The following is a 20579-nucleotide window of genomic DNA, read 5'->3' as shown; positions in this document are numbered from 1 at the left end:
TGGCTCAATAGCCTTTGACGCGGTCGAACAGGTGGGTTGGGGTTTCCCGGCGCTCCACGGCGCCGATCAGAGTGTGGGCGTGCCCGACCGCTGCCGACATGGATACAACAGAGGCAAGATGCGGCGTGACGATGACGCGCGGATGATCCCAAAGTGGATCGCCTGCAGGCAAGGGTTCCTGCGGCGTAACATCCAGAACCGCGCCGCCAAGTTGCCCTGTTTCCAAAGCTGCCAGAAGATCCGGAATGACCACATGCTCGCCGCGCGCGACGTTCACGATTCCCGCTCCGCGCGGCATGAGCGCGAAAAGGGATTGGTCGACGATGCCGCTCAGCGCGGGACTGGATGGCAGCATGCAGACGAGGATATCGCTTTGCGCCGCTAATTGCTGCAGACCTTCCTCTCCCCACAGGCAGGCAATCGCGCTTTCGGGTCGGGCTCGGCTTGCCCAACCCTTCACTTGAAAGCCGATCTTTTCGAGGCAATTGGCGGCACTCATGCCCATGGCGCCAAGGCCCAGAATGCCGACCCGGCAATCATGTGCGGTGCGACCGATGGAAAAATGGTCCCATTGATGCTCAGCTTGCGCCTGCATCATCCGGGGCACGTCGCGCAGTAAGGAGAGGCATGCCCATGCGACGTAATCAGCCATCTGGTCACGGGTCTGATCCGTTGACATCCGTGCAATCGGAACAGTGTCCGGCAGGCTGGGATCGGCCGTGAGATGATCCACGCCGGCGCCGAGGCTTATGATGAGCTGCAGATTGGGAAACTGCGCCAACCGACCCGGTTGCGGCCGAAAGCACAGTGCATAGGCGACATCTTCCACCTCGATGGACGCATCATCAATATCGACTACGCGCACATTGGCGCCAGCCGCCTCGAAGAGCCGCGTCCACTCGGCGAGCGGCGCAAATTTATTGCAGGTGACGGCGACAATATTTTGCACTTGGTCCTCGTTTTGCTTCGTCGTTTTTGCGTTACTCAATGCTGAAAATGTCCATGTACAATCGGGCGGGTGGATCACGCCTTGGAACGCCTAGGAACAGCCGATGATTGAAGTCGGCAAGCGCCGGATCCGAGGTGATGAAGCGATAGACGGCCCTGAAATAAATCTGTTCAGGATCGACGGCCTTGCCCGAATTAACGGCCTGCATGACGTCAACGGGCCCCGAACGCAGGCCGAACCCCCGAACCTCAACGAGCGATCCGCTGGTCGTGCGCATTATGAAGTGGACGTCCAGTTCCGTCGTGCCGTCCGGCCAGACCGTTTGCCAGTCGGCGCTTGGCAGCATCTCGGCTTCGAACTTGCCCGCAGCGCGTCCGCCGACAACCTCGACGCATCGGCGTTCAAAGCCCTGCGCGCTGCCCAGCGAATGGCGTGTCGTGAGATCGACCGACAAGGTGAGCCAAAGATCTTTTGAGATATGCACATCGTCCTCCTGTTTGGGAAAGCGCTCAGCCGAGCGATCAACGCGTGCTTGCGCTCGCTCTCGTGGCCTTCATCACCACGGCAAGGGCGGCAATGGATAAGGGGGTGACCAGGAAGATCGCGGCCATTGCGAAGCCCAGATCATTGGTGGCGTCGCTTGTCAGCCCGACTGCATAGGGGCCGATGCCAAGGCCAAGGATGGTAAAGGAGAGGTAGGTGACGGCGGTCGCAAGGCCACGCAGATGGGGCGGCATGGTATCCGCAATGCTGGCCATGCAGCATGGATACCAAGCCCCGGTCAGAAACAGGAAGATCCCGTAATAGACCACATAGTCCGCAAGGTTGGTCTGGTTCAGGGCCATGAGGGCAAAGGGCGGTGCGCCGAGGATGGAGACGAGCATTACCAACTGGCGACCAAGCACCGTCCGGCGACTCATCCAGTCACCCAGCATTCCGCCCAGGATTGTGCCGGCAAAGCCGCATGCAAGTGTGACAAGGCCGATCTGCTTGCCGACCTCGGCCGGGGTCGCGCCATAGGTCTGCATCGCGTAGGGCGCAGCGAATGCATTGAAGCCATAGGCCATGCAGACTTGCGCAGTCACGATGATGACAAGGCTGGGAAAAATAGGCTTCGACCACATTGTAGAAAAGGCTGCGGGATCATTGCGCCTCTGCGCGAGCATCCAGCTGAACGCGGCATGCAGCCCAAAGGCGAGCATGACCGATTGCACGATATGGGAGGTCATTGGCACACCCAGAAGGTGACCATAGACATCACTGGCATCCACAGGCGCGATCCAGCTCAGAGCGGTCACGCAGAGCAGTGCGAACAAAGTCATGCCAAAAAGCAGCGATATAAGCTGGACGATGTCCTTACGGCTGGTGCCATTTCTGGCTGCAGCCCAAATGTTCACGATCGGCAGCAGCGGCAGGATTTCGAATGCGGCGGTGCGGACCGGCTTATGGGCTGGCGGCGTGACAACCCCATCGGCAGCGCCACGACGCGGCTCGCGGAGGAAAAATATCACAACGGCAAGGGTCAGGCCGGGAATAGCTGCGGCGATGAACGTCGCGCGCCAGCCGGAAAGGCCGAACCAGCCGATGCCGCCTGGGAACTGGCTATTCCACCAGCCAATGACGAGGCCTCCGAAAATGGTCGAAAGGCCAAGACCGAGCGTTGCTGCCGACATCAGGATTGCGAACGCCGTCCCGCGCAATGTCTTGGGGAAAAGATCTGCGACCATGGAATTGGAGGCGGGGCCTGCGCCTGCTTCGCCGACGGCCACGACCGAGCGCCAGGTCGCCAGTTGCGCAACACCAGCCGAAAGGCCGCATCCAATCGTCGCAACCGACCAAACGACAAGGCAGCTCGCGATCTGGCGGGTTCTCACCCATCCGTCGGCAAGTCGTCCCATGGGAATCGCGAACAGCGAATAGAAGACCGAGAAGACGGTGCCGTAGATCAGGCCGATCTCGGCATTGCCGATCTGGAGATCACGCTTGATATCGACCGCGAGGATGGTGATGACCTGACGATCCAGCATGCTCACGGCAGAAATGAGCGTCAGGATTACAAGCATGCCCCATGCCCGCCAGCCCCCGACAGCCTTTGTCGAATCCACCGGCGATGCAGCCTCGCCAGACGGTGTTTGCGTGCTAGCGGATGGGGAGACGATCATCGCTCAGGCCGCCAGCACAGAAACGAATTTGACGTTCTGATAGGCTTCCAACGCTTCGCTGCCGCCCTCGCTGCCATAACCTGAGTCCTTGATGCCGCCGAAGGGCGTCTCCGGCAGGCCTACGCCATGATGGTTGACGGATACCATGCCTGCTTCAAGCTGATCGCGCAGTCGCAAGATGCGGCCAGCGTCTTTGGTGTAAGCATAAGCGGCAAGAGCATAAGGTAGCCGGTTGGCTTCGCTGATCATGCTCGCCTCGTCCGGCATTTTCTGGATCAGCGCGATCGGGCCAAATGGCTCCTCGCTCATGATGCGGGCATTTAGCGGTACATCGGTCAGGATGGTCGGCTCAAAGAAATAGCCCGCATTGCCCGCGCGCCGCCCACCGCGATGCAAGGTGGCGCCCTGCGCTACCGCGTCATCGACGAGCAACTTCATGGCATCGACCCGACGTGAATTGGCGAGCGGCCCGAGCGTCGTTTCGGCATCCGTGCCTGCGCCGATCTTGAAAGAGGCGGCGACCGCATCGAACCCGGAGAGAAACTGCTCATAGGCCTGCTCCTGCACCAGAAAACGCGTGGGCGACACGCATGTCTGGCCCGCATTGCGGAACTTGTTGGCGCCAAGAATTGAGACGGCGGAGTCCAGATCGGCATCATCGAACACGAGGGCTGGGGAGTGACCGCCCAGCTCCATCGTCATGCGCTTCATGTGCCTGCCTGCCAGCGCTGCAAGCTCCTTGCCGACAGCCGTGGAGCCGGTGAAGGAGATTTTGCGGACGGAAGGATGGGAGATGAGGAAGGTCGATACGGCGGCAGGCACACCAAAGACAAGATTGATCGCCTCCGGCTCAACGCCCCCATCTAGAAAAGCCTGAACCAGTTCGACGACGCTCGAAGGCGTTTCCTCCGGGCCCTTGAGGATGATAGAGCAACCGGCAGCGAGCGAGGCGGCGAGCTTGCGGACAGCCTGATTGATCGGGAAATTCCACGGTGTAAATGCAGCGACCGGGCCAATCGGCTCCCTGATCGAAGACTGTAGGATTCTTTGATCGCGCGATGGTATCTCACGGCCATAGGCGCGCACGCATTCATCCGCGCACCATTCGATAATGTCCGCGCCAGCCATCGCCTCGGCGCGCGCCTGCGTCAGCGGCTTGCCCTGTTCGGCGGTAATGAGCGAAGCTATGCGATCCGCACGGCTGCGCAATGAGGAAGCGGATCGATGGAGAATCGCGCGCCGCTCGAATGCAGGCACGTGCCGCCATTTCTCGAACCCGGCGGTGGCTGAATGCACGGCTAGATCAAGGCCAGCCTGGTCGATCAAAGGGCAGCGGCCAATTTCCTGACCCGTCGCAGGATCGAAGATAGGTGAGCTCTCAGCGCCTAGCTCGCGCCATACGCCACCGACAAAATGCTTAAAGCTCACGAAACTCTCTCCTGAGTTCTATATCTTGGAACTGTGTTCTAAAAGGTATTGCCAACGTCTTGGTCATTTGTCTAGTCCTGTCTCAACCAGGCCGCGCCGCAAGCGGGTCAGACCTGGGATGTGAGGAGTGTAAGGAGAGGACCATGACGCAAAGTGCTTGGGAGAGTTTCTCCACCGCAGGGTTGCGCGCGACGCAAATTGTTCCTGAATGGAATCGTTTCACAGCGCAGACTCTCGGCCCCGTCGAGATCCAGCCACTTGGCACCGCGCCGTTCGCTGGCACAATCTCGAGAATCGCGATCGGGCCGCTTGGCCTGATTCGCGTCCAGTCGACGCCAGCACGGGCCATCGCCTCGGACGGCGGCGTTGGCCAATGGGCATCCTGCGACAATGATTCCCTTCTCCTCGTCCTTTCTGAGGGCGAGCGGGTGTTTCAGGAATGCGGCAAGGCGCTCAAGCTTGAACGGGGCGACCTGTTCATTCGCGATCTCACCAAGCCCTGGGCGCATGACAGCCTGGAAAAGATCGACCGTCTCATGGTCAAGATCCCCTATTCCGCGTTGCTTGCACGTGTGAGTGATCCCTCTTTGCTGGCAGGCCAGACCTTCCCGGCAACCAACCCGATGGTTGCGATGGCCGTCGATGTCATCCGTTCGATTTACCGCACGCTTGAGACCCAAGTACAGACCGAGCTTGGCAATACGATGTCAGGCTTGATCCTGGACTGCGTAAAGATGCTTTATGACGGCGTGGTGGCGCCTAATGCCGTGCAGGGGGCCACACAGCAACGCTCGGTGATCCGCCGCGACGCGATGAATTACATCAATTCAAATTTGGCTGATCCCGAGCTCAATGTCGGCGCCGTGTCCCGGTCGCTTGGAATCGGGCCGCGAAGCTTGCAACGGGCCTTCCTCGATGTGGGTCAGAGCCCGGCCTCGTTCATCCGTTCGCAGCGGCTGGATCGCGCAGCGGCGCTGCTGAGACGAGGCGGACTGACACAGGGCTGCATCTTGGATGTCGCCATGTCCGTCGGCTTCAATGATGCCAGCTATTTCAGCCGATCATTCTCGCAAAAGTTTGGAATGTGTCCGCGATCCTTCTGTACCGACGCGGCGCAAAGGTGACCGGATGTCCAAATCAGTCAAGCAGCAGACGCGTAGGTGAAAGACGCGGATCGAACCGAAAAGTACAATGTGAAAATCGCCAAAGAGCGTTTTCCGAGAGGGGATAAAGTCATGAAAGTTGCTTTTAAATCATCACTGGCCGTGTCGCTGTTCGCGATCGTCGCGTCGGGCGCGGCGCACGCGCAAACGTCATCCGATCCCTCCGCACCTCCGGCAGAGCCAAGCCAGAGCGCGCAAGCGGACCCTGTCAGAGGGGATGGCGACATCATCGTTACAGCGCAATTTCGGTCGCAAACTGTGCAGAAGACACCTCTCGCCATTTCGGCTTTGAACGCTGAATTGCTGGCCCAGAAAGGCGTGACCGATATCATCGGTGCTGCAAATCTTGCCCCGAATGTCCAGCTTTCCAACAATGCGACCGGATATGGCGGCACGGCGGCGATCTACATTCGCGGCGTGGGTCAGCGCGATCCGAACTTCGCGGTCGAGCCGGGCGTCGGCGTTTATGTGGATGAAGTTTACTATGGCGTAATGCCTGGCGCGGTCACTGAGATGGTGGACGTGGAGCGCGTTGAAATTCTGCGCGGTCCCCAGGGCACGCTGGCAGGCAAGAACTCGATCGGCGGCGCCATCCGCCTCTTTTCCAAACAACCCGGCCCGAATGCTGACGCATTCATCGAGGTCGGAGCGGGATCGCGCAACAGTGTGGTCGCCAAGGGCGCGACCAATGTGACAATCGCTGATCAGACCCTTTACGGCCGCGTTGCCTTCGGCGTGCGTCATAGCGAAGGCTATATGGATCGGCTCGATTATGCCTGCGCGACAGGCACGTCCTTCGCCACGACGAAGCGGACCGATACAAGCTGCATGCTTGGGCAACAGGGTGGCCGCGACGTCTTCGTTGGCCGTGCTTCGCTGCTGTGGACGCCTTCAGCAGATATCGAAAATCTTTTCGTTGCTGACGTTTCCCATGATCGTTCGGAGAATCCGGCCGTCAAGACTCTGACCCAGTCGGCCGCATGGGCTGGCACGGCAAATTATATCACCGGTCCGGAGAGCTACACAAATTACGAAAATTATGAGGTTCGCCCGACCAGTGGCGTTGCCGCCGGTAGCAGATATTACATGTCGGACAGAACGCCTGTGGATTCATGGGGCATTTCCAACACGCTCAAGATCAAGCTGGGTGATGTCTCGCTGACGTCCATCACCGGCTATCGTCGCACGACAATCTCGATCCAGTCTGCGGCTGATGGAACTCCTGCTTCCATCCTCGATCAGATCTGGAACATGAAGCACCGACAGTTTTCGCAGGAGCTTCGTTTGAACGGCAGCTTCGGCGCGCTGCTCGATTGGACGGCGGGCGGCTATTACTACGATGCCAAGGGGCTATCGACTGGACGCTTGACGATCCCCGGCGGCGTGGCCCTGGGCGGCGGCGGCGTGAATCTCGACGCGCTTTACAGCGATCCGGTTGAAACGCGCTCTAAATCTGTGTTTCTCCACACCGTCCTGCACCCCATTGTTGGCGTGAACATCACCGGCGCAGTTCGCTACACGGACGATTTCAAATCCTTCACCTTCCATCGCTACAACATTGATGGCTCAAATAGCACGAGCCTCGGCGGGCTGACCGGTGTGAATGTGACGTTCAAGGGTGAACGCGTCGATTATCGCATCGCTGCTGATGTGGAACTCGCTCAGGACCTGCTTGCCTATGCGCAGCTATCCACTGGCTATAAGGGCGGTGGCGTCAACCCACGGCCATATTTCGCAAGTCAGGCGCTTCCATATGAGCCTGAGACGCTCACATCCTATGAGGTGGGCTTTAAAAGCCGCTTCTTTGATCGTCGCGTGACGCTGAATGTCTCAGCATTCATCAATGATTATAAGGACTTCCAGGGCACATTGACCCGCTGCGATTCCATCTCACCCTTTGCCGCAGCGCCATGCTCGCAAACAACGAATATTGGTGACGCCCGGATCAAGGGTATCGAGGGTGAGCTAACGGCAGAGCCAATCGATGGCCTGAAACTGGATGGATCTCTGGGCTATCTCAACTTCGAATATACAAGGATCAATCCGAGCAGTGGCGTTCTGCCCGGCATGACCAACGAATATACGCCTGAGTGGACCGGGTCTGCAGGCATCCAGTATCGTCTGGAGGCTGGCAAGATCGGTTCGTTCACGCCACGTGTCGATATGGCCTATCGTTCTCGGGTTGAAACACGCGCGGTGAATGATCCGAGAGGTTCGCTTCCGGGCCGGGCGCTCGTTTCGGCCAAGCTGACATGGCGCGATCAGGCAGATGAGTGGCAGGCAGAGGCTTCCGTCACTAACCTTCTGGATAAATTCTATTATAATGCCGCCTATGTGCTGACCGGCGCGCCTTATTTCACAGGGCTTGGCGTTGTGGGCGAACCGCGCACCTTCATGTTCACTGTGCGTCGTTCGTTCAAATGAAGGCGACCATGATCGTCAGCGTTCGCGATCGATAGAAGGAGGATTTTGGCGTGAGCAAGGCAGTTGCCGCTCACGCCAAAGCTTTCAAAGGGTCATGTCAAAGATGGACATTTCAAGCCCATTCCGTTAATGCATAATATAGAACTATGTTCTGTTATTTGGAATTTCCATGGCTCTGCAAATAGTGAGGGAAGCAAATGGTCGCTAAATGGGGAGGGGACGGATATTTCGCTCCCAATCGCTTCGATGCAGACGTCGCGGACTGCATGGTTGAAGGCGTGATCCCTGCTGACCTTGATGGCGCATTCTTCCGCCTGTCAGCGGATTTTCTTTATCCGCCCGCAGGGTTCAATGCCCTCGCAGCCGACGGCTACATCAGTCGCTTCCGCGTGAAGGATGGCCATGTTTCCTATCGTGGCCGCTACGTGCAGAATGAGCGTTACCGCAGCCAGATCGCGGCGCAGCGCCAATTGTTCGGCGCCTATCGCAACCCGTTCACTGACGATGAGTCGGTCCGTAATTTTGATTCTCCACGCGGGAGCACCGCGTCGAACACCACCCCTGTCGTGCTGGCAGGCAAGTTGCTCGCGACGAAGGAGGATGCGCTTCCTTTCGAGATCGACCCCAACACGCTAGAGACGAAAGACTATTACGACTTTGACGGGCAGGTCGATGCAATGACCTTCACCGCACATCCCAAGGTCGACCCCGCAACCGGTGAGACATTTGCGTTCAGCTATGAAGCCTCTGGCTTGTGCAGCCGCGATGTCGTCCTCTTCTGCTTCGACCGGAGCGGCAAGAAGACTTGGGAGTGCAAAATCGAGGCGCCCTATACTTGCCTGATGCACGACATGTGGTTGACCAATAGCCATATCGTCATTCCCGGCGGCGGCACCATAACGAGCATGGAGCGCCTGAAGGCCGGATATCCGCATTGGGCGTGGGATAATGACAGCCAAAATTATTACCTCGTGATCCCAAGGCATGGGCGTCCGGAAGATCTGCGCGTGATCGAGGGGCCACTGCGCGCCATCGTTCACACGATCAATGGCCAGTCTGAAGGCAATGTCCTCACGCTGGATGCGCCCGCCGCAGAGGGAAACAGCTGGTTCCCGCTCTTCCCGGCGCTTGATGAGTCGACGCCGGACACCGTGGCGCACAAGATTCGTCGCTTCACGATCGATCTTGATAACCCCGCCAACGAGATTGAAGAGCAGATCCTGTTCAATCAAACGATCACCAACTTCACGCGTATCGATGATCGGTTCGCTTGCCAGAACAGCAAATTTACCTGGGTGCAATGCGAGGATCCCTCACGGGAATCCTCAGGGATGACGCGCGGTCGCGCGCCGGGCGAATATGCAGCGACGGATCATATTGCCCGCTTCAATCTGGAGACGGGCGAATGCGTGGCTTATCACGCCGGTGCCGGTCAGGTCGTCCAGGAGCCCAGCTTCATTCCCCGGCCCGGAAGTCATCTCGAAGGCGATGGTTATCTGATCGCCGCGACCCATAATGTCCCTCAGATGCGGGGCGAACTGCTGATCGTCGATGCGATGACGATGCAGGAATGTGGCCGCGCCATCTTGCCGTTCCGCCTTGCCCCGCAGATTCACGGCGTCTGGGCGGCCGCGCACGATCTGCGTCTGGATTGACGATGAGCCTTTCCCCAGTCCACCACTCTCAGCCTCAAGATAACTCTGGAAAGGGTAAAACCGGCTGATGGACACGACCTTACTCAAAGGGCTCAAGCTCCTCGAAATTCTGGCGCGATCGCCCCAGGCGCGCGGAACCACGGATCTCGCTGGCGCCCTTGGCGTTCCGAAAAGCAATGCGCATCGGACATTGCAAAGCCTCATCCATGCCGGTTTCGTGCAACAAGATGAGAATGGGTTGTATGAATGCACATCCAAGCTCTTCGAACTTGGTAATGCTGCATTCGGCCGTCAGGACATTCGCAAGATCGCCGCTGGTGAGATGCAGCGCCTCGCCAACATCACGAAAGAGACGATCCATCTGTCGATCCTCGATCGGATCGAAGTCATCTATATCGACAAGATCGAAAGTCCTCAGCCAGTCCGTGCTTACTCCGAAATAGGCGGCAGGGCGCCTGCGCACTGCGTTGCATCAGGCAAGGCACAATTGGCTTTTTCAGGGTCTCACAATCTCAATTCGCTACCTGATCCGCTGCCCTCATTCAGTTCTAACACACGTGCGACACGCGCCGATCTGAGCAAGGAGCTCGCGCAGGTTCGCGAGCGTGGATACGCCGTGAATATGGGTGAGTGGCGCGAGAGCGTCGGTGGTGTCGCGTCTCCTATTTTCGATGCAACCGGGCGTTGTATCGCAGCGATTGGCGTGTCGGGACCGACCGACCGCATGACAGCGATTGAGCGGGAACAATTTTCTTCAGAAGTATTAGCGGCCGCGCGCGCCGTCTCCCGCATGACTGGCGGTGATTTCGATCTCGCCAGACGCTCGACAAGATAAAGGAAGATTTCATGAAGCTGCTTGACGGGGTCAAGGTCGTCGAATTCTGTAGTGTCGCTGCAGGGCCATTCTGCGCGATGCTGCTTGCCGATCTTGGCGCGGACGTCATCAAGGTCGAGCATCCCGGCGGTGGCGATTCCATGCGGGAGTGGCCACCGATCACAGATGGCTACAGCGAGAATTTCGCGTCGCTCAATCGGAACAAGCGGTCGGTCACGCTCAATCTCAAAGATCCTTTGGACGCCGAACTCGCGCGCCAATTGGCTTGCGATGCCGACATTATCGTGGAGAATAATCGTCCCGGTGTGATGCGCCGGCTTGGGCTCGATTATGAGACGTTGAGCGCACAATCGCCCGGGCTGGTCTATTGCTCGATTTCGGCTTTTGGTCAGCAAGGGCCACGCTCGACCGAAGGCGGCTTCGATCTGACGCTTCAGGCGATGAGCGGCGTGATGAGCGTGACGGGCGAGCCCGGTGGTGCGCCCGTAAAAAGCGGCGTTCCGCTCACCGACTTCGCAACCGGTCTCTATGGCGCGATGGCCGCCATCGCAGCTTTGCGTCAAGCGGAGCAGACCGGCCAGGGAAGCCAAGTCGATGTGCCGATGTTCGGCGCATCGCTGGCGATCGCAGCCCTGCAGACCAGCGAATATTTCGGCAGCGGCAAGGATCCGGTCAAACTGGGTTCGGCGCATCCGCGCAACGCGCCTTATCAGGCGTTCAAGGTGCAGGATGGCTATATCGCTTTCGCGGCGGGTAACGACAAATTGTGGAAATCCACCTGCACGGCAATCGGTCGGGAAGATCTGGCCGATGCAGAGCGCTTCTCATCGACCCGGCTGCGCTGCGCCAATCAGGCCGAGCTTGTCGAGATCATCGAAGCCGCCTTTGCCGATACGAGCGTTGATGAAGCGCTGCGACGTCTTCGTGAGGCCGCCGTGCCTTGCTCGCCGATCAACACCTATTCGCAGGCGCTCGCCGACGAACAGGTCGCCCATATGGGCTGGGTGCAACCGCTGGAGCTGCCGGGCGGTCATATGACCAAGACGTTCGTCAGCCCGCTGACGATTGGCGGTGTGGGTGGAACCGTGCGCCGCAGCCCACCGCGCCTTGGCGAGCATAATGCCGAGCTGCTGGACCCGTTGCGGGAAAAGCAGGCACAGGTGGCTGGCTGATGCTGGAAAGCACAAAGCAGGATGGCATCATGCGGCTGACGCTTGCCAATGACCAGCGCCGCAATGCGCTGGCTCCCGAGCTCGTGCGGGCGTTGAGTGCCGCGCTCGAAACGGCCTTTCATGACGGTAGCCGCCTGATCGTGCTCGATGGGCGCGGCAAGGCGTTTTGCGCAGGGTTCGATCTGTCCGATCTGGAAGAGGCGAGCCATGGCGATCTGCTGCTCCGCCTCGTCGAGATCGAGCAATTGCTCCAGCTCGTCTATCATGCGCCGATCCCCGTCATTGCGCTTGGCCATGGTCCCTGCTTTGGCGCAGGGGCAGATCTGTTCGCGGCGTGCGCCCATCGCATTGCTGCACCGGATGCCCGCTTCCTTTTCCCTGGACCGCGCTTTGGACTCGTGCTGGGCACGCGCCGTTTGGCCGCACGAGTAGGCGATGATGCGGCATGGCGGATCGTTTCGACCACGGAAAAGCTGGATGCACAGGCAGCCCTGTCGCTTGGCATTGCGACTGAGATTGCCGCCACCGAGGATTGGCCTGCGCATGTGGAGAGGATTGACGCATCGCTCGATCCAATCGATGTGGTGACGCATAGCCGTCTGCTGGCCGTGACGAAGCGTGATCATCGGGATGCAGACCTTGCCGATCTGGTCCGCTCCGCCGCTGCGCCTGATTTCAAACAACAGCTTCAATCCTATGTGGCAGGCCGCTGATGAACCGTCGCTTTTCCCTCACTGACCTTGCCGCCGGCATCCCCGACGGCGCGAGCCTCGCGCTTGGCGGCAGCTTTCTCCATCGCGGCCCCTTCGCGATGGTGCGCGAACTGGTGCGGCAGGGGCGCCGCGACCTGGAGATCATCAAGCAATCGCCGGGCTATGACATCGATCTGCTTTGCCGCGCTGGCGCTGTGAAGAAAGCGCGTGTCGGCATCGTGGCGATGGAAGGCTATTTCGGCCTTGCGCCCTGGTATCGCCATGCCGTGCAGGCGGGCGAAATCACGCTGGAAGAGCATGCCTGCGCCAGCCTCACGGCAGGATTGCGTGCCGCAGCCTTTGGCGCGCCGTTTCAACCATGCGGCGGAATTTTCGGCTCCGAACTGGCCGTGATCAACGGCTGGAAGGAAGTGGAGGACCCCTATGGAAGCGGCCAATCCACATTTCTCATCCCGAAAATTCAGCCGGACTTCGCGATCATCCACGTCAACGAGGTGAGCGAAGAAGGCGATATTCGGGTGTTCGGCACCAGTCACTGGGATCGGCTGATGACCCGCGCAGCCAAATCCGTGCTGGTCGTCGCTGAGCGCTGCGTGCCCGCCAAGGCGTTTCAAGAGCGCCCGGAGCTGACACTGGCACCGCACTTCATGGTCGATGGATTTGCCGTGGTCGAGCGCGGCGCATGGCCCGGCTCCTGCTGGCCGGACTATGGCATCGATTATGCCGAGATCGAGAGATATATGAATTCCAAAGACCGCGATGTCTCCAGCTTCATCGACCATGTCGAAGGTGCGGGAGCAGAGTCATGAGCGCGACCTGGGATCCCTTCTCCTACATCGTCATCAATCTTGCCAGGTTCATCCGGGCAGGCGAAGTCACCTTCAGCGGGGTCAATTCGACGATCCCGATGCTGTCATGCCTGCTTGCCAAGCAGGCTTATGATTTCGACTTCACCTATATCAACGTGGCGGGTGGCGTCGATCCAAGGCCTTCGCACATCCCCTGGTCAAGCTCGGACCCGGTGCTCGCGGAAGGCTCCAGCTCGATCTTTGCGAACGAAGATTTTTACGATCTTTGCACGCGTGGCGAAATGGACCTGTGCTTTCTGGGCGCGGCGCAGATTAACAAATCCGGCAATACCAACAATTCCGTTATCGGTGAGTGGTCGAACCCGAAAGTGAGGCTGCCGGGCGGCGGCGGTGCGGCGGTGATGCTGCCGACAGCACGGCGCGCTTACACATGGCGCACCGAGCATACGCCAAGGACGCTTGTCGAGAAGCTGGACTTTCAGACGGCATCTGGCGGCATGTCCGGCATTGTTACGCCCATCGCCGTGCTGGAACTGCGCAACGGTAGCCTCGAGATGACATCGCATCACCCCGACGTGACTGCGCAGGAGGTTGTGGAGCGGACAGGCTTTGCTCTCAGCACGGACAATGTCGGCCCCACAGCGCCACCGACCGAACGCGAACAGGCGGCTCTGGCTGCGCTCGATTTCGATGGCCGCCATGCACGGAACGCCAATGTACATTTGTCCTGAAGCAGCATTTAGCGGCCAGATCGCTATCGGCTCAATGTTGGCACAGGCGCTCGAACGTCACGGCACATCATCGCGCAACGCCCTGACCACGGATACGGAAAGCGTCAGCTATCAAGACCTTGCTGAGCGGGTTTCGTCTGCAGCTCATGCCTTGGCGGGGGCGGGCATTCAAGAAGGCGAGGTTGTCGGTTTGCGCGGCGATCGTACTGCCGAAACGATCATCCTGTTTCTGGCGGCTCTGCGCATAGGAGCGCCTGCGCTGATCTTCGATCCGGGAACGCCAGCGGCGCTTCTTACGCAGCAATTTGAGATGTGCGGCGTGCAACGAGCGCCGCTCGCGCTGTCCGATTTGCCTGCGCCATCGGCCAGCGCGCGGATTGCCGAGCCTGCTCCCGACAAGCTGGCCATGATCCAGCTTACATCTGGCAGCACCGGAAAGCCCAAGGGCGCGCTGCTTTCGCAAGGAAATCTTGCCTGTAATGCAGCGGGCGTCCTCGATCGCACAGGGCTTTCGCCCGAGGATCGGCTGCTGCATGTCATGCCGCTCCACCACACGAACGGCATCAACAATCAGATCATTGCGCCCATTCTGGCTGGTGCTTCCATCCTGCTCCACGCGCGGTTCAACGCGGAACGGGCGGTTGACGCCCTGATGAAGAATGACATCACGATCATGACCGGCGTGCCGACCATCTTCGCGCGTATGTTGCCCTTGGTGCAGGGCAAGCCCTTTCCATCGCTCCGCTTCCTGCGCTGCGGGTCTGCGCCGCTGACTGAGCAATTGCATCGGGAGATAGAAGCGGGCTTCGAGACCCCGTTGATCGTCTCCTATGGCCTGTCGGAAGCGACCTGCACCTCAGTCATGAACGTTCCGGCTGATCGGTGCATCGGCAGTGTCGGCCGCGCCCTGCGTGGCCAGCAATTGGCGATTTTTCGCCCCGGTAGTGACGAGCAGCTTGAGAGTGGGGAGGGCGAAATCCGGATCGGCGGCCCTGCGCTCATGCAAGGCTATGTCGGGTCCGCCGACCAGCCGATCGTTTCGGGATGGCTAAGAACAGGCGACCTTGGAACGATTGATGGGGCAGGTAATCTGCGGATTACCGGACGGCTGAAAGACATCATCATCCGTGGCGGAGAAAATCTGAGCCCTGCCGAGATTGAGGCCGCCGCGCTTGAGCTCGCCGATGTTGATGCATGTTGCGTAGTCGGGGCGCCTCATAAGGATCTGGGGGAGGTCCCGGTGCTCTTCATGACGACCAGCGCAGACCTGATCGACACCGCCCAGATCAGTGCGCACGTCCGCGCGCGGCTATCGCGCATTCATGAGCCGGCGCGCGTGATCGTGCTCGCGGCTCTTCCTGAAAATTCGGTCGGGAAAATCGACCGCAAGGCACTCATCGCAATGCTTTGAAAGAGGCGTGCAGTGGAAGAAGGATCTCATGATGGCAAATGACGCTGAGTATGCAGAAGATGCCCTGAGGGTAGACCTTGCGGCTGCTTTCAGGCTGGCCGCTATGTTCGGGTGGGACGATGCGATCTTCACGCACATGTCCGTCCGGATTGGCGAGACCGACACATTTCTGATCAATCCGCTCGACCTTATGTTTGAAGAAGTGACTGCCTCGTCCCTTCTGAAGATCGATCTCGAGGGCCATAAGATTGGCGACCAGAGAGGCGTGGTCAATCCCGCTGGCTTCGTCATTCATTCCGCCATTCACGCAGCGCGGCACGATGCGCGGGCAGTCATCCATCTACATACACCTGCCGGGCAGGCCATCTCAGCAATGAAATGCGGACTCTTGCCCTACACGCAGACCGCTATGATCGCGAGCGCAGGCGGGATCGGCTACCATAGCTTTGAGGGCATCGCGACGCGAGACGATGAGAAGAAGCGGATCGTCGCTGATCTTGGGAATTCGGCGGTCATGATTTTCCGAAATCATGGGACCTTGGCGACGGGCGCGAGTGTTGCGGACGCTTTTTCGAGAATTTACGCGCTGGAGCGCGCTTGTCAGGCGCAATGCCTGATGAGCGTGGGGTCTTTGGATGATCTGCTCCCTCCGCCTCCAGGCGCTGCTGAACAAGTGATCGAGGATTTACGCGCCTTCTCGGGAGCGGGCTCGATGCTGTGGCAGGCATGGTTGCGCAAGCTTGACCGACTGGACACTGGCTTCAGGTCCTGAGCACCGCGCTCATCGCTTGTGTCAGCAGTAATTTTGCGACCGGTGTGACGCCAGAAGGCGGGTCAGACGCCTTTGTCAAACTCCCTGTCGCGGGCTTGAAAGACAGGGAGCCGCCTTTCGCGATAGCCATGGCTTATCAGATATTGGAGTGATCATATGGTAGCGAATTTGCAGGAGAAAATCGACCGGGCCGGTGGCGCGCTGCCAATGCTGCGCAATTCGCAGGCGGGTCTTTATGTTTTTCCGGTCCAGTCAGAATTCACCAATTGGCGGATTGAGCAGCACGCATGGCGCGAAGGCGTCGCGCTCATGGACCAGTCTTTCCACATGGTGGATCTCTATGTGAAGGGGCCGGACGTTTTCCGGTTCATTTCGCAATTCGCTGTCAACAGCTTCGAAAAGTTTGGCGAAGGCAAAGCCAAGCAGTTCATCGCCTGCGCGGAGAGCGGCTACCTCATCGGCGACATGGTGATCTTCGGCCTCGCCGACAACACGGTAAACCTCGTCGGCAAGCCAAGCGTTGCAAACTGGATCGAATATCAGGTTTCCCGCACGGACATGGACGTTTGGTGCGAGCGTGACGAAAGGACCGTCAACAATGCCAAACCCCGCAAGAATTTTCGCTTTGAGATTCAGGGCCCCAAGGCTTGGAAAGTTCTGGAAAAGCTGAATGGAAGCGCCGTTGATGTTCCGCGCTTCTTCCAGATGGGCACCATCAATGTCGCCGGACGCACATATCAATCCTTGCGCCATGGCATGGGCGGCGCCCCTGGCCTCGAATTCTGGGGCGACTTCGATCATTATGATGAAGTGAAAGCCGCCATCCTTGAAGCTGGCGTCGAGTTCGATCTCAAGCAGGTCGGCGCCCGCGCATATTCCAGTGCTGCGGCGGATTCTGGCTGGATGGCGTGCCCGCTTCCCGCCTTTTACTCCGGTGACGACTGTCGTGCGTTCCGCGAATGGCTGCCTGCCAACAGCTTCGATGGCATTGTCGGTCTCGGCGGCAGCTTCGTGTCCGATCGCATCGAGGACTATTATTTCACGCCTTGGGATCTGGATTATGGTCGCCTGATCCGGTTCGATCATGACTTCATCGGTCGTGATGCGCTCGCCAAGATGGAGAAAGAGACACACCGGAAGAAAGTGTCTCTCGTTTTCAATCGGGACGACTTGGCTGCGCTGTTCCGCAGCCAGTTGACGCCCGGCCAGAACGGCAAGGCGATGGAACTGCCCCTCGCCCATTATGCCGCCTATCCTTACGACACAGTGCTGGACAAGCAGGGCAATCAGGTGGGTGTATCGACTTACACCGCGTTCCTTGCGCCCGATGGCGCGATGGTATCCATCGCATCGGTTGATGAGGCCTTTGCTGCCGAAGGCACCGAATTGACCATCGCGTGGGGCGAGAAGGATTCACGTCGGCCAAATGTAGAACCGCATGTTCCATTCGAGCTGCGGGCGCAGGTGAGTGGGTGGCCTTTCTCTGAGAAGGCCAGGGAATCGTACAGGTCTGGCGGCTGATCTGAAGTCCGAACCAATATTTTTTGGGTGGCTTGTCTGCTGGCAGGCAAGCCACACCTCTTTGCCTTGATCGAAGCATCGCCCCGGATGCTCGCCAGTCTGGCAGATGTGATTGTTTGGTGGCCGCGAACATCGCGGAAGCCCTTACTGCCCGAGGCTCCACGCGGCGATTAGCCTCTGGCAACACCCGCGCGGGAAGCACTGGCCTTCTTGTTCTCCCTGCGCCGCTTGGGAGGCACGGTGGGAAGGGTGGCGGCGTAGAGGCTGAACAGCATCGCAAGCGTCGAGGCAGGCTGGGCCGGATGGCCATTCCCCGTGACTGCGTCGAAGATGCCAAGGGCCAAAGCGATCCAGAAGACCGCACGGGCGAAGCCGCTCTGTCCGTAAGGGGAGTCCCTGCGCAGGCCGAGTGAGAGGGTTTCTGAAATAGCAATTATTGCGATGAAGATGCTCCAGAACCACGTCCATTCCTTCGTCGTCAGGATTACGCCACAAACCCACAGGAACGCGCACAGCCGCCCAAAGGCCCATTTGGTGCAGCCTGTTTCCTGACAAATCTTGATGATGATGGGCCAAAAGATTGTCCTGGCCAGCCACGCGTCTAAGCGCTCCACGTCTTAAATCTCCACAAGGCCTGGCGGGATGAGCCTGCTGCGCAGGGTAGCAGCATCGCTAAGCGTTCGCCATTATGTGGAAGAGATAGGTGTCGACGCTCAGGGCTTAGGGGACCAACTCACCGCACTCCAGTTTCCTATGTTCTCTTTATGTTCTAAAAGTTCTCTCCATCGAGTCGAGGCGAGCTATGAGCATTCAGATCATCACGGACCACCATTCCCTTCACGTCACCGGAGATATCCAGACTGTCCTCACAGTCCCATCAGGAGCCCCTTGCTACTGGGTTAGCCTGTCGGACGGAACGCTGCTGGAAGGGCGTCACAGCGGCACAGAACATAGTTTCCGCGTGGCGACAGAGGGTGCGGGCTTGACCCGCATCGACGGCCAGAGGATCGAGCACGACAGGAGGGTGGAATGGGCTGCTGTGTCGCCCTTTGAGGCTGCCGCGCTCGCTGAACACACTCCGGAACCGTTGCCGCTCTTTGAGGGCCTGCAAGACCTCACGGACGACGACCTGCCTTATTGAGCGATGGCCCGCTATGCGAACGGCCTAACGGTAGCCACGCGCATTTTTGAGGCGGCAGCTTGGCACTATTCGGTGAAACCGGTGTGTGGCCGCTGCGGGCACCATGCCCTCTTCCATCCCCATGGTCTTTGGTGGCTTTTCCAGCGCAAGGGTTGGGACGACAGTTTGTCAGCTGCCGCCAGGCGGTTCCGGTGCATCCCGTGCCTGACGACTGAAGGGAGGCCTGTCCGGCAAGCACGATTGTATCTCGCAAAGGACGCGCCCACCGTCGTGCTGCCTATGCCTGATGAGCGGGAATGGAAGCGGGCGTTGAGCCAGTTTAGATCATGATGTTGGTTGGTCATCATAACCAAGGATCTGGGCGCCAGCCCAACCAATCCGCCAGTCCGCGCCTTCCGGACGCGAAATGCCTGACATCTTTGAGCGCCGCTCGATTGCGGGAAGAGCTGTAGCCGAGCGGCAAGCGCTCACAGGGCGATGACAGCAAGGTGTTTCACTGTCGGCTGATTGCAACAAGCCGATGAAGGAAAATAACCATGAAGTATAAGAATGCGTTGTACCGCGCTGAAGAAGCGAGGCTGCTCGACGCCGTGCGTGCCATTGCCGCTGTGACGGAATGGGCGCTTATGGAAGATCCCAGCCTCATCCGTCTCCGCGATACCCGCTGCTTTTATGTTGTGCGTGCAGACCTGCTGGTTCTGCCGTCAGTGGAGGGATCGCCTGCCGGCCTTGTGACCGCGCAGAATGAACTGCGCTGTCGCGCGTTGGTCATCAACGAGGGCCGCTCGATTGCCGGTGAGCCCACACTCTGGGCGCAACTGCGCCTTTGCGCAGGAGGCAGGATCCACGAACATAAATGCCTGCGCCTCTGGCTCAATGAGGTGCACGGCCTGTGGTTGCTGACCGATCCCGACATGGATGAGCCCGAACCTGTGGTCTTCCGGTTGGGTCCGACAGGGCCGGTTGCCACAGCGCCACCATGGCGCACTGACGGCGAGCTGCAGGCCGGATTGGCAAGTGCCCACAGCCTGCTGCCCTGACATGACGCGCGCGGACTTGGACTAGAGATGAAGCGGGAAGGGAGGTCCAGTGGGTCAGGAGTTTAAATGAAAAACTGAAGGCTTTCGCGGGTTGGCCCACCCGCGAGCCTGGAAGGAATAGAGAATGCACTTATTACCAGCGGCGTGCTTCGATGAACGTCAGCCCTTACTGCCACGCCCCAGCAATGTCGTGAAGAGCCAGGTCTTTGGGCTCGCCAGACTGATCGATAGTCAGGTCGATCTCTCAGCTACTGGCCGAGCCCTTATCGATGCAGGCTGCGTCCACATGCCGCTTGCCCGGCTCGTGATCGTTGGCACCAGCTGCGCAAGGCCACTACTGCGCGAGGAAGCGGACCAGATCAGCCAGCTGCTCTCCTGCGACATGCTGTTGCTGCGCTGTGAGGCAGGGCAGGGGGCCAGCCTCGATGTTCGCCTGACACATAAGAATAGCTGGCTCACCGGCTATCTTCCTTGGATGAGCGAGAATGCGTTGTGGCTCGTGCCCCCGAGTGATTCAACACTGCTGCCAATCGAGGTGGCAGGTGGCCTGTTCGAGCGCCCCCATCATCCTTTCGTAAGCGCGCAAGCACGTTCGGCTGGGTTGGACACGGCACATCGCGCGATGTCTGACCTCGCGCGTTGGAGCATCTGAG

General features: G+C 59.2%; 19 protein-coding genes. 14 read left to right on the top strand and 5 right to left on the bottom strand.

Features of this window, described 5'->3' with window-relative positions; translation table 11 throughout:
• Positions 1-4: 4 nt before the first annotated feature.
• The 4 genes from M2342_RS12590 to M2342_RS12575 all read right to left on the bottom strand — a co-directional run bounded on the left by M2342_RS12590 (position 5) and on the right by M2342_RS12575 (position 4539).
• The gene (locus M2342_RS12590) at positions 5-988 is read right to left on the bottom strand and encodes a 2-hydroxyacid dehydrogenase (RefSeq protein ID WP_264579349.1); all 984 of its coding nucleotides are present in this window, start codon (positions 986-988) and stop codon (positions 5-7) included.
• Positions 981-1403 carry a DUF3237 domain-containing protein gene (locus tag M2342_RS12585; RefSeq protein WP_264579348.1) on the bottom strand — a complete coding sequence of 141 codons (423 nt, stop codon included), beginning with the start codon at positions 1401-1403 and terminating at the stop codon, positions 981-983. Before M2342_RS12585 ends, M2342_RS12590 begins: the two co-directional genes overlap by 8 nt.
• 67 nt (positions 1404-1470) lie before the next feature.
• Positions 1471-3012: an MFS transporter gene (locus tag M2342_RS12580; protein WP_264579347.1), complete on the bottom strand. Its 1542-nt coding sequence runs from the start codon at positions 3010-3012 to the stop codon at positions 1471-1473.
• Between the two features lie 102 nt (positions 3013-3114).
• The gene (locus M2342_RS12575; protein WP_264579346.1) at positions 3115-4539 is read right to left on the bottom strand and encodes an NAD-dependent succinate-semialdehyde dehydrogenase; all 1425 of its coding nucleotides are present in this window, start codon (positions 4537-4539) and stop codon (positions 3115-3117) included.
• Between the two features lie 143 nt (positions 4540-4682).
• Here M2342_RS12575 and M2342_RS12570 point away from each other — a divergent pair, with 143 nt between their 5' ends.
• The 11 genes from M2342_RS12570 (at position 4683) to M2342_RS12520 (ending at position 17745) form a co-directional block, all read left to right on the top strand.
• Complete coding sequence (locus tag M2342_RS12570) at positions 4683-5663, top strand: AraC family transcriptional regulator (protein ID WP_264579345.1); 981 nt, start codon at positions 4683-4685, stop codon at positions 5661-5663.
• Between the two features lie 36 nt (positions 5664-5699).
• Complete coding sequence (locus tag M2342_RS12565) at positions 5700-8126, top strand: TonB-dependent receptor (RefSeq protein WP_264579344.1); 2427 nt, start codon at positions 5700-5702, stop codon at positions 8124-8126.
• Between the two features lie 197 nt (positions 8127-8323).
• Positions 8324-9781, top strand: a complete 1458-nt coding sequence (locus M2342_RS12560; RefSeq protein ID WP_264579343.1) for a carotenoid oxygenase family protein — start codon at positions 8324-8326, stop codon at positions 9779-9781.
• 67 nt (positions 9782-9848) lie between these two features.
• A complete protein-coding gene (locus tag M2342_RS12555; protein ID WP_264579342.1) occupies positions 9849-10616 on the top strand; it encodes an IclR family transcriptional regulator in 768 nt (255 codons plus the stop codon).
• Between the two features lie 11 nt (positions 10617-10627).
• Positions 10628-11788, top strand: a complete 1161-nt coding sequence (locus M2342_RS12550) for a CaiB/BaiF CoA transferase family protein (RefSeq protein WP_264579341.1) — start codon at positions 10628-10630, stop codon at positions 11786-11788.
• A complete protein-coding gene (locus tag M2342_RS12545) occupies positions 11788-12501 on the top strand; it encodes an enoyl-CoA hydratase/isomerase family protein (RefSeq protein ID WP_264579340.1) in 714 nt (237 codons plus the stop codon). Before M2342_RS12550 ends, M2342_RS12545 begins: the two co-directional genes overlap by 1 nt.
• Positions 12501-13310: a CoA transferase subunit A gene (locus M2342_RS12540; protein WP_264579339.1), complete on the top strand. Its 810-nt coding sequence runs from the start codon at positions 12501-12503 to the stop codon at positions 13308-13310. The genes M2342_RS12545 and M2342_RS12540 overlap by 1 nt, the downstream gene beginning before the upstream one ends.
• On the top strand, positions 13307-14041 hold the full coding sequence (locus M2342_RS12535) for a CoA-transferase subunit beta (RefSeq protein ID WP_264579338.1): 735 nt from the start codon (positions 13307-13309) through the stop codon (positions 14039-14041). Before M2342_RS12540 ends, M2342_RS12535 begins: the two co-directional genes overlap by 4 nt.
• Complete coding sequence (locus M2342_RS12530; RefSeq protein ID WP_264579337.1) at positions 14001-15452, top strand: class I adenylate-forming enzyme family protein; 1452 nt, start codon at positions 14001-14003, stop codon at positions 15450-15452. Before M2342_RS12535 ends, M2342_RS12530 begins: the two co-directional genes overlap by 41 nt.
• Before the next feature lie 7 nt (positions 15453-15459).
• Entirely contained in the window at positions 15460-16224 is a 765-nt protein-coding gene (locus M2342_RS12525; protein WP_264579336.1) for a class II aldolase/adducin family protein, read from the top strand.
• A gap of 156 nt (positions 16225-16380) precedes the next feature.
• A complete protein-coding gene (locus M2342_RS12520; protein ID WP_264579335.1) occupies positions 16381-17745 on the top strand; it encodes an aminomethyl transferase family protein in 1365 nt (454 codons plus the stop codon).
• Between the two features lie 170 nt (positions 17746-17915).
• Here M2342_RS12520 and M2342_RS12515 read toward each other — a convergent pair whose 3' ends face one another.
• A complete protein-coding gene (locus M2342_RS12515; RefSeq protein ID WP_264579334.1) occupies positions 17916-18359 on the bottom strand; it encodes a hypothetical protein in 444 nt (147 codons plus the stop codon).
• 188 nt (positions 18360-18547) lie between these two features.
• Here M2342_RS12515 and M2342_RS12510 point away from each other — a divergent pair, with 188 nt between their 5' ends.
• The 3 genes from M2342_RS12510 to M2342_RS12500 all read left to right on the top strand — a co-directional run bounded on the left by M2342_RS12510 (position 18548) and on the right by M2342_RS12500 (position 20578).
• Complete coding sequence (locus M2342_RS12510; RefSeq protein ID WP_264579333.1) at positions 18548-18886, top strand: hypothetical protein; 339 nt, start codon at positions 18548-18550, stop codon at positions 18884-18886.
• 536 nt (positions 18887-19422) lie between these two features.
• Positions 19423-19926: a hypothetical protein gene (locus tag M2342_RS12505; protein ID WP_264579332.1), complete on the top strand. Its 504-nt coding sequence runs from the start codon at positions 19423-19425 to the stop codon at positions 19924-19926.
• Positions 19927-20050: 124 nt separating this feature from the next.
• Positions 20051-20578: a hypothetical protein gene (locus M2342_RS12500; protein WP_264579331.1), complete on the top strand. Its 528-nt coding sequence runs from the start codon at positions 20051-20053 to the stop codon at positions 20576-20578.
• The last annotated feature ends 1 nt before the right edge of the window (position 20579 follow it).

Origin of the sequence: Sphingobium sp. B8D3A (assembly GCF_025961995.1) — a bacterium.
In the GTDB taxonomy this organism is placed as follows: domain Bacteria; phylum Pseudomonadota; class Alphaproteobacteria; order Sphingomonadales; family Sphingomonadaceae; genus Sphingobium.
Note: the sequence above shows the minus strand (reverse complement) of the source record. Positions and strands in the feature narration are given on the sequence as shown.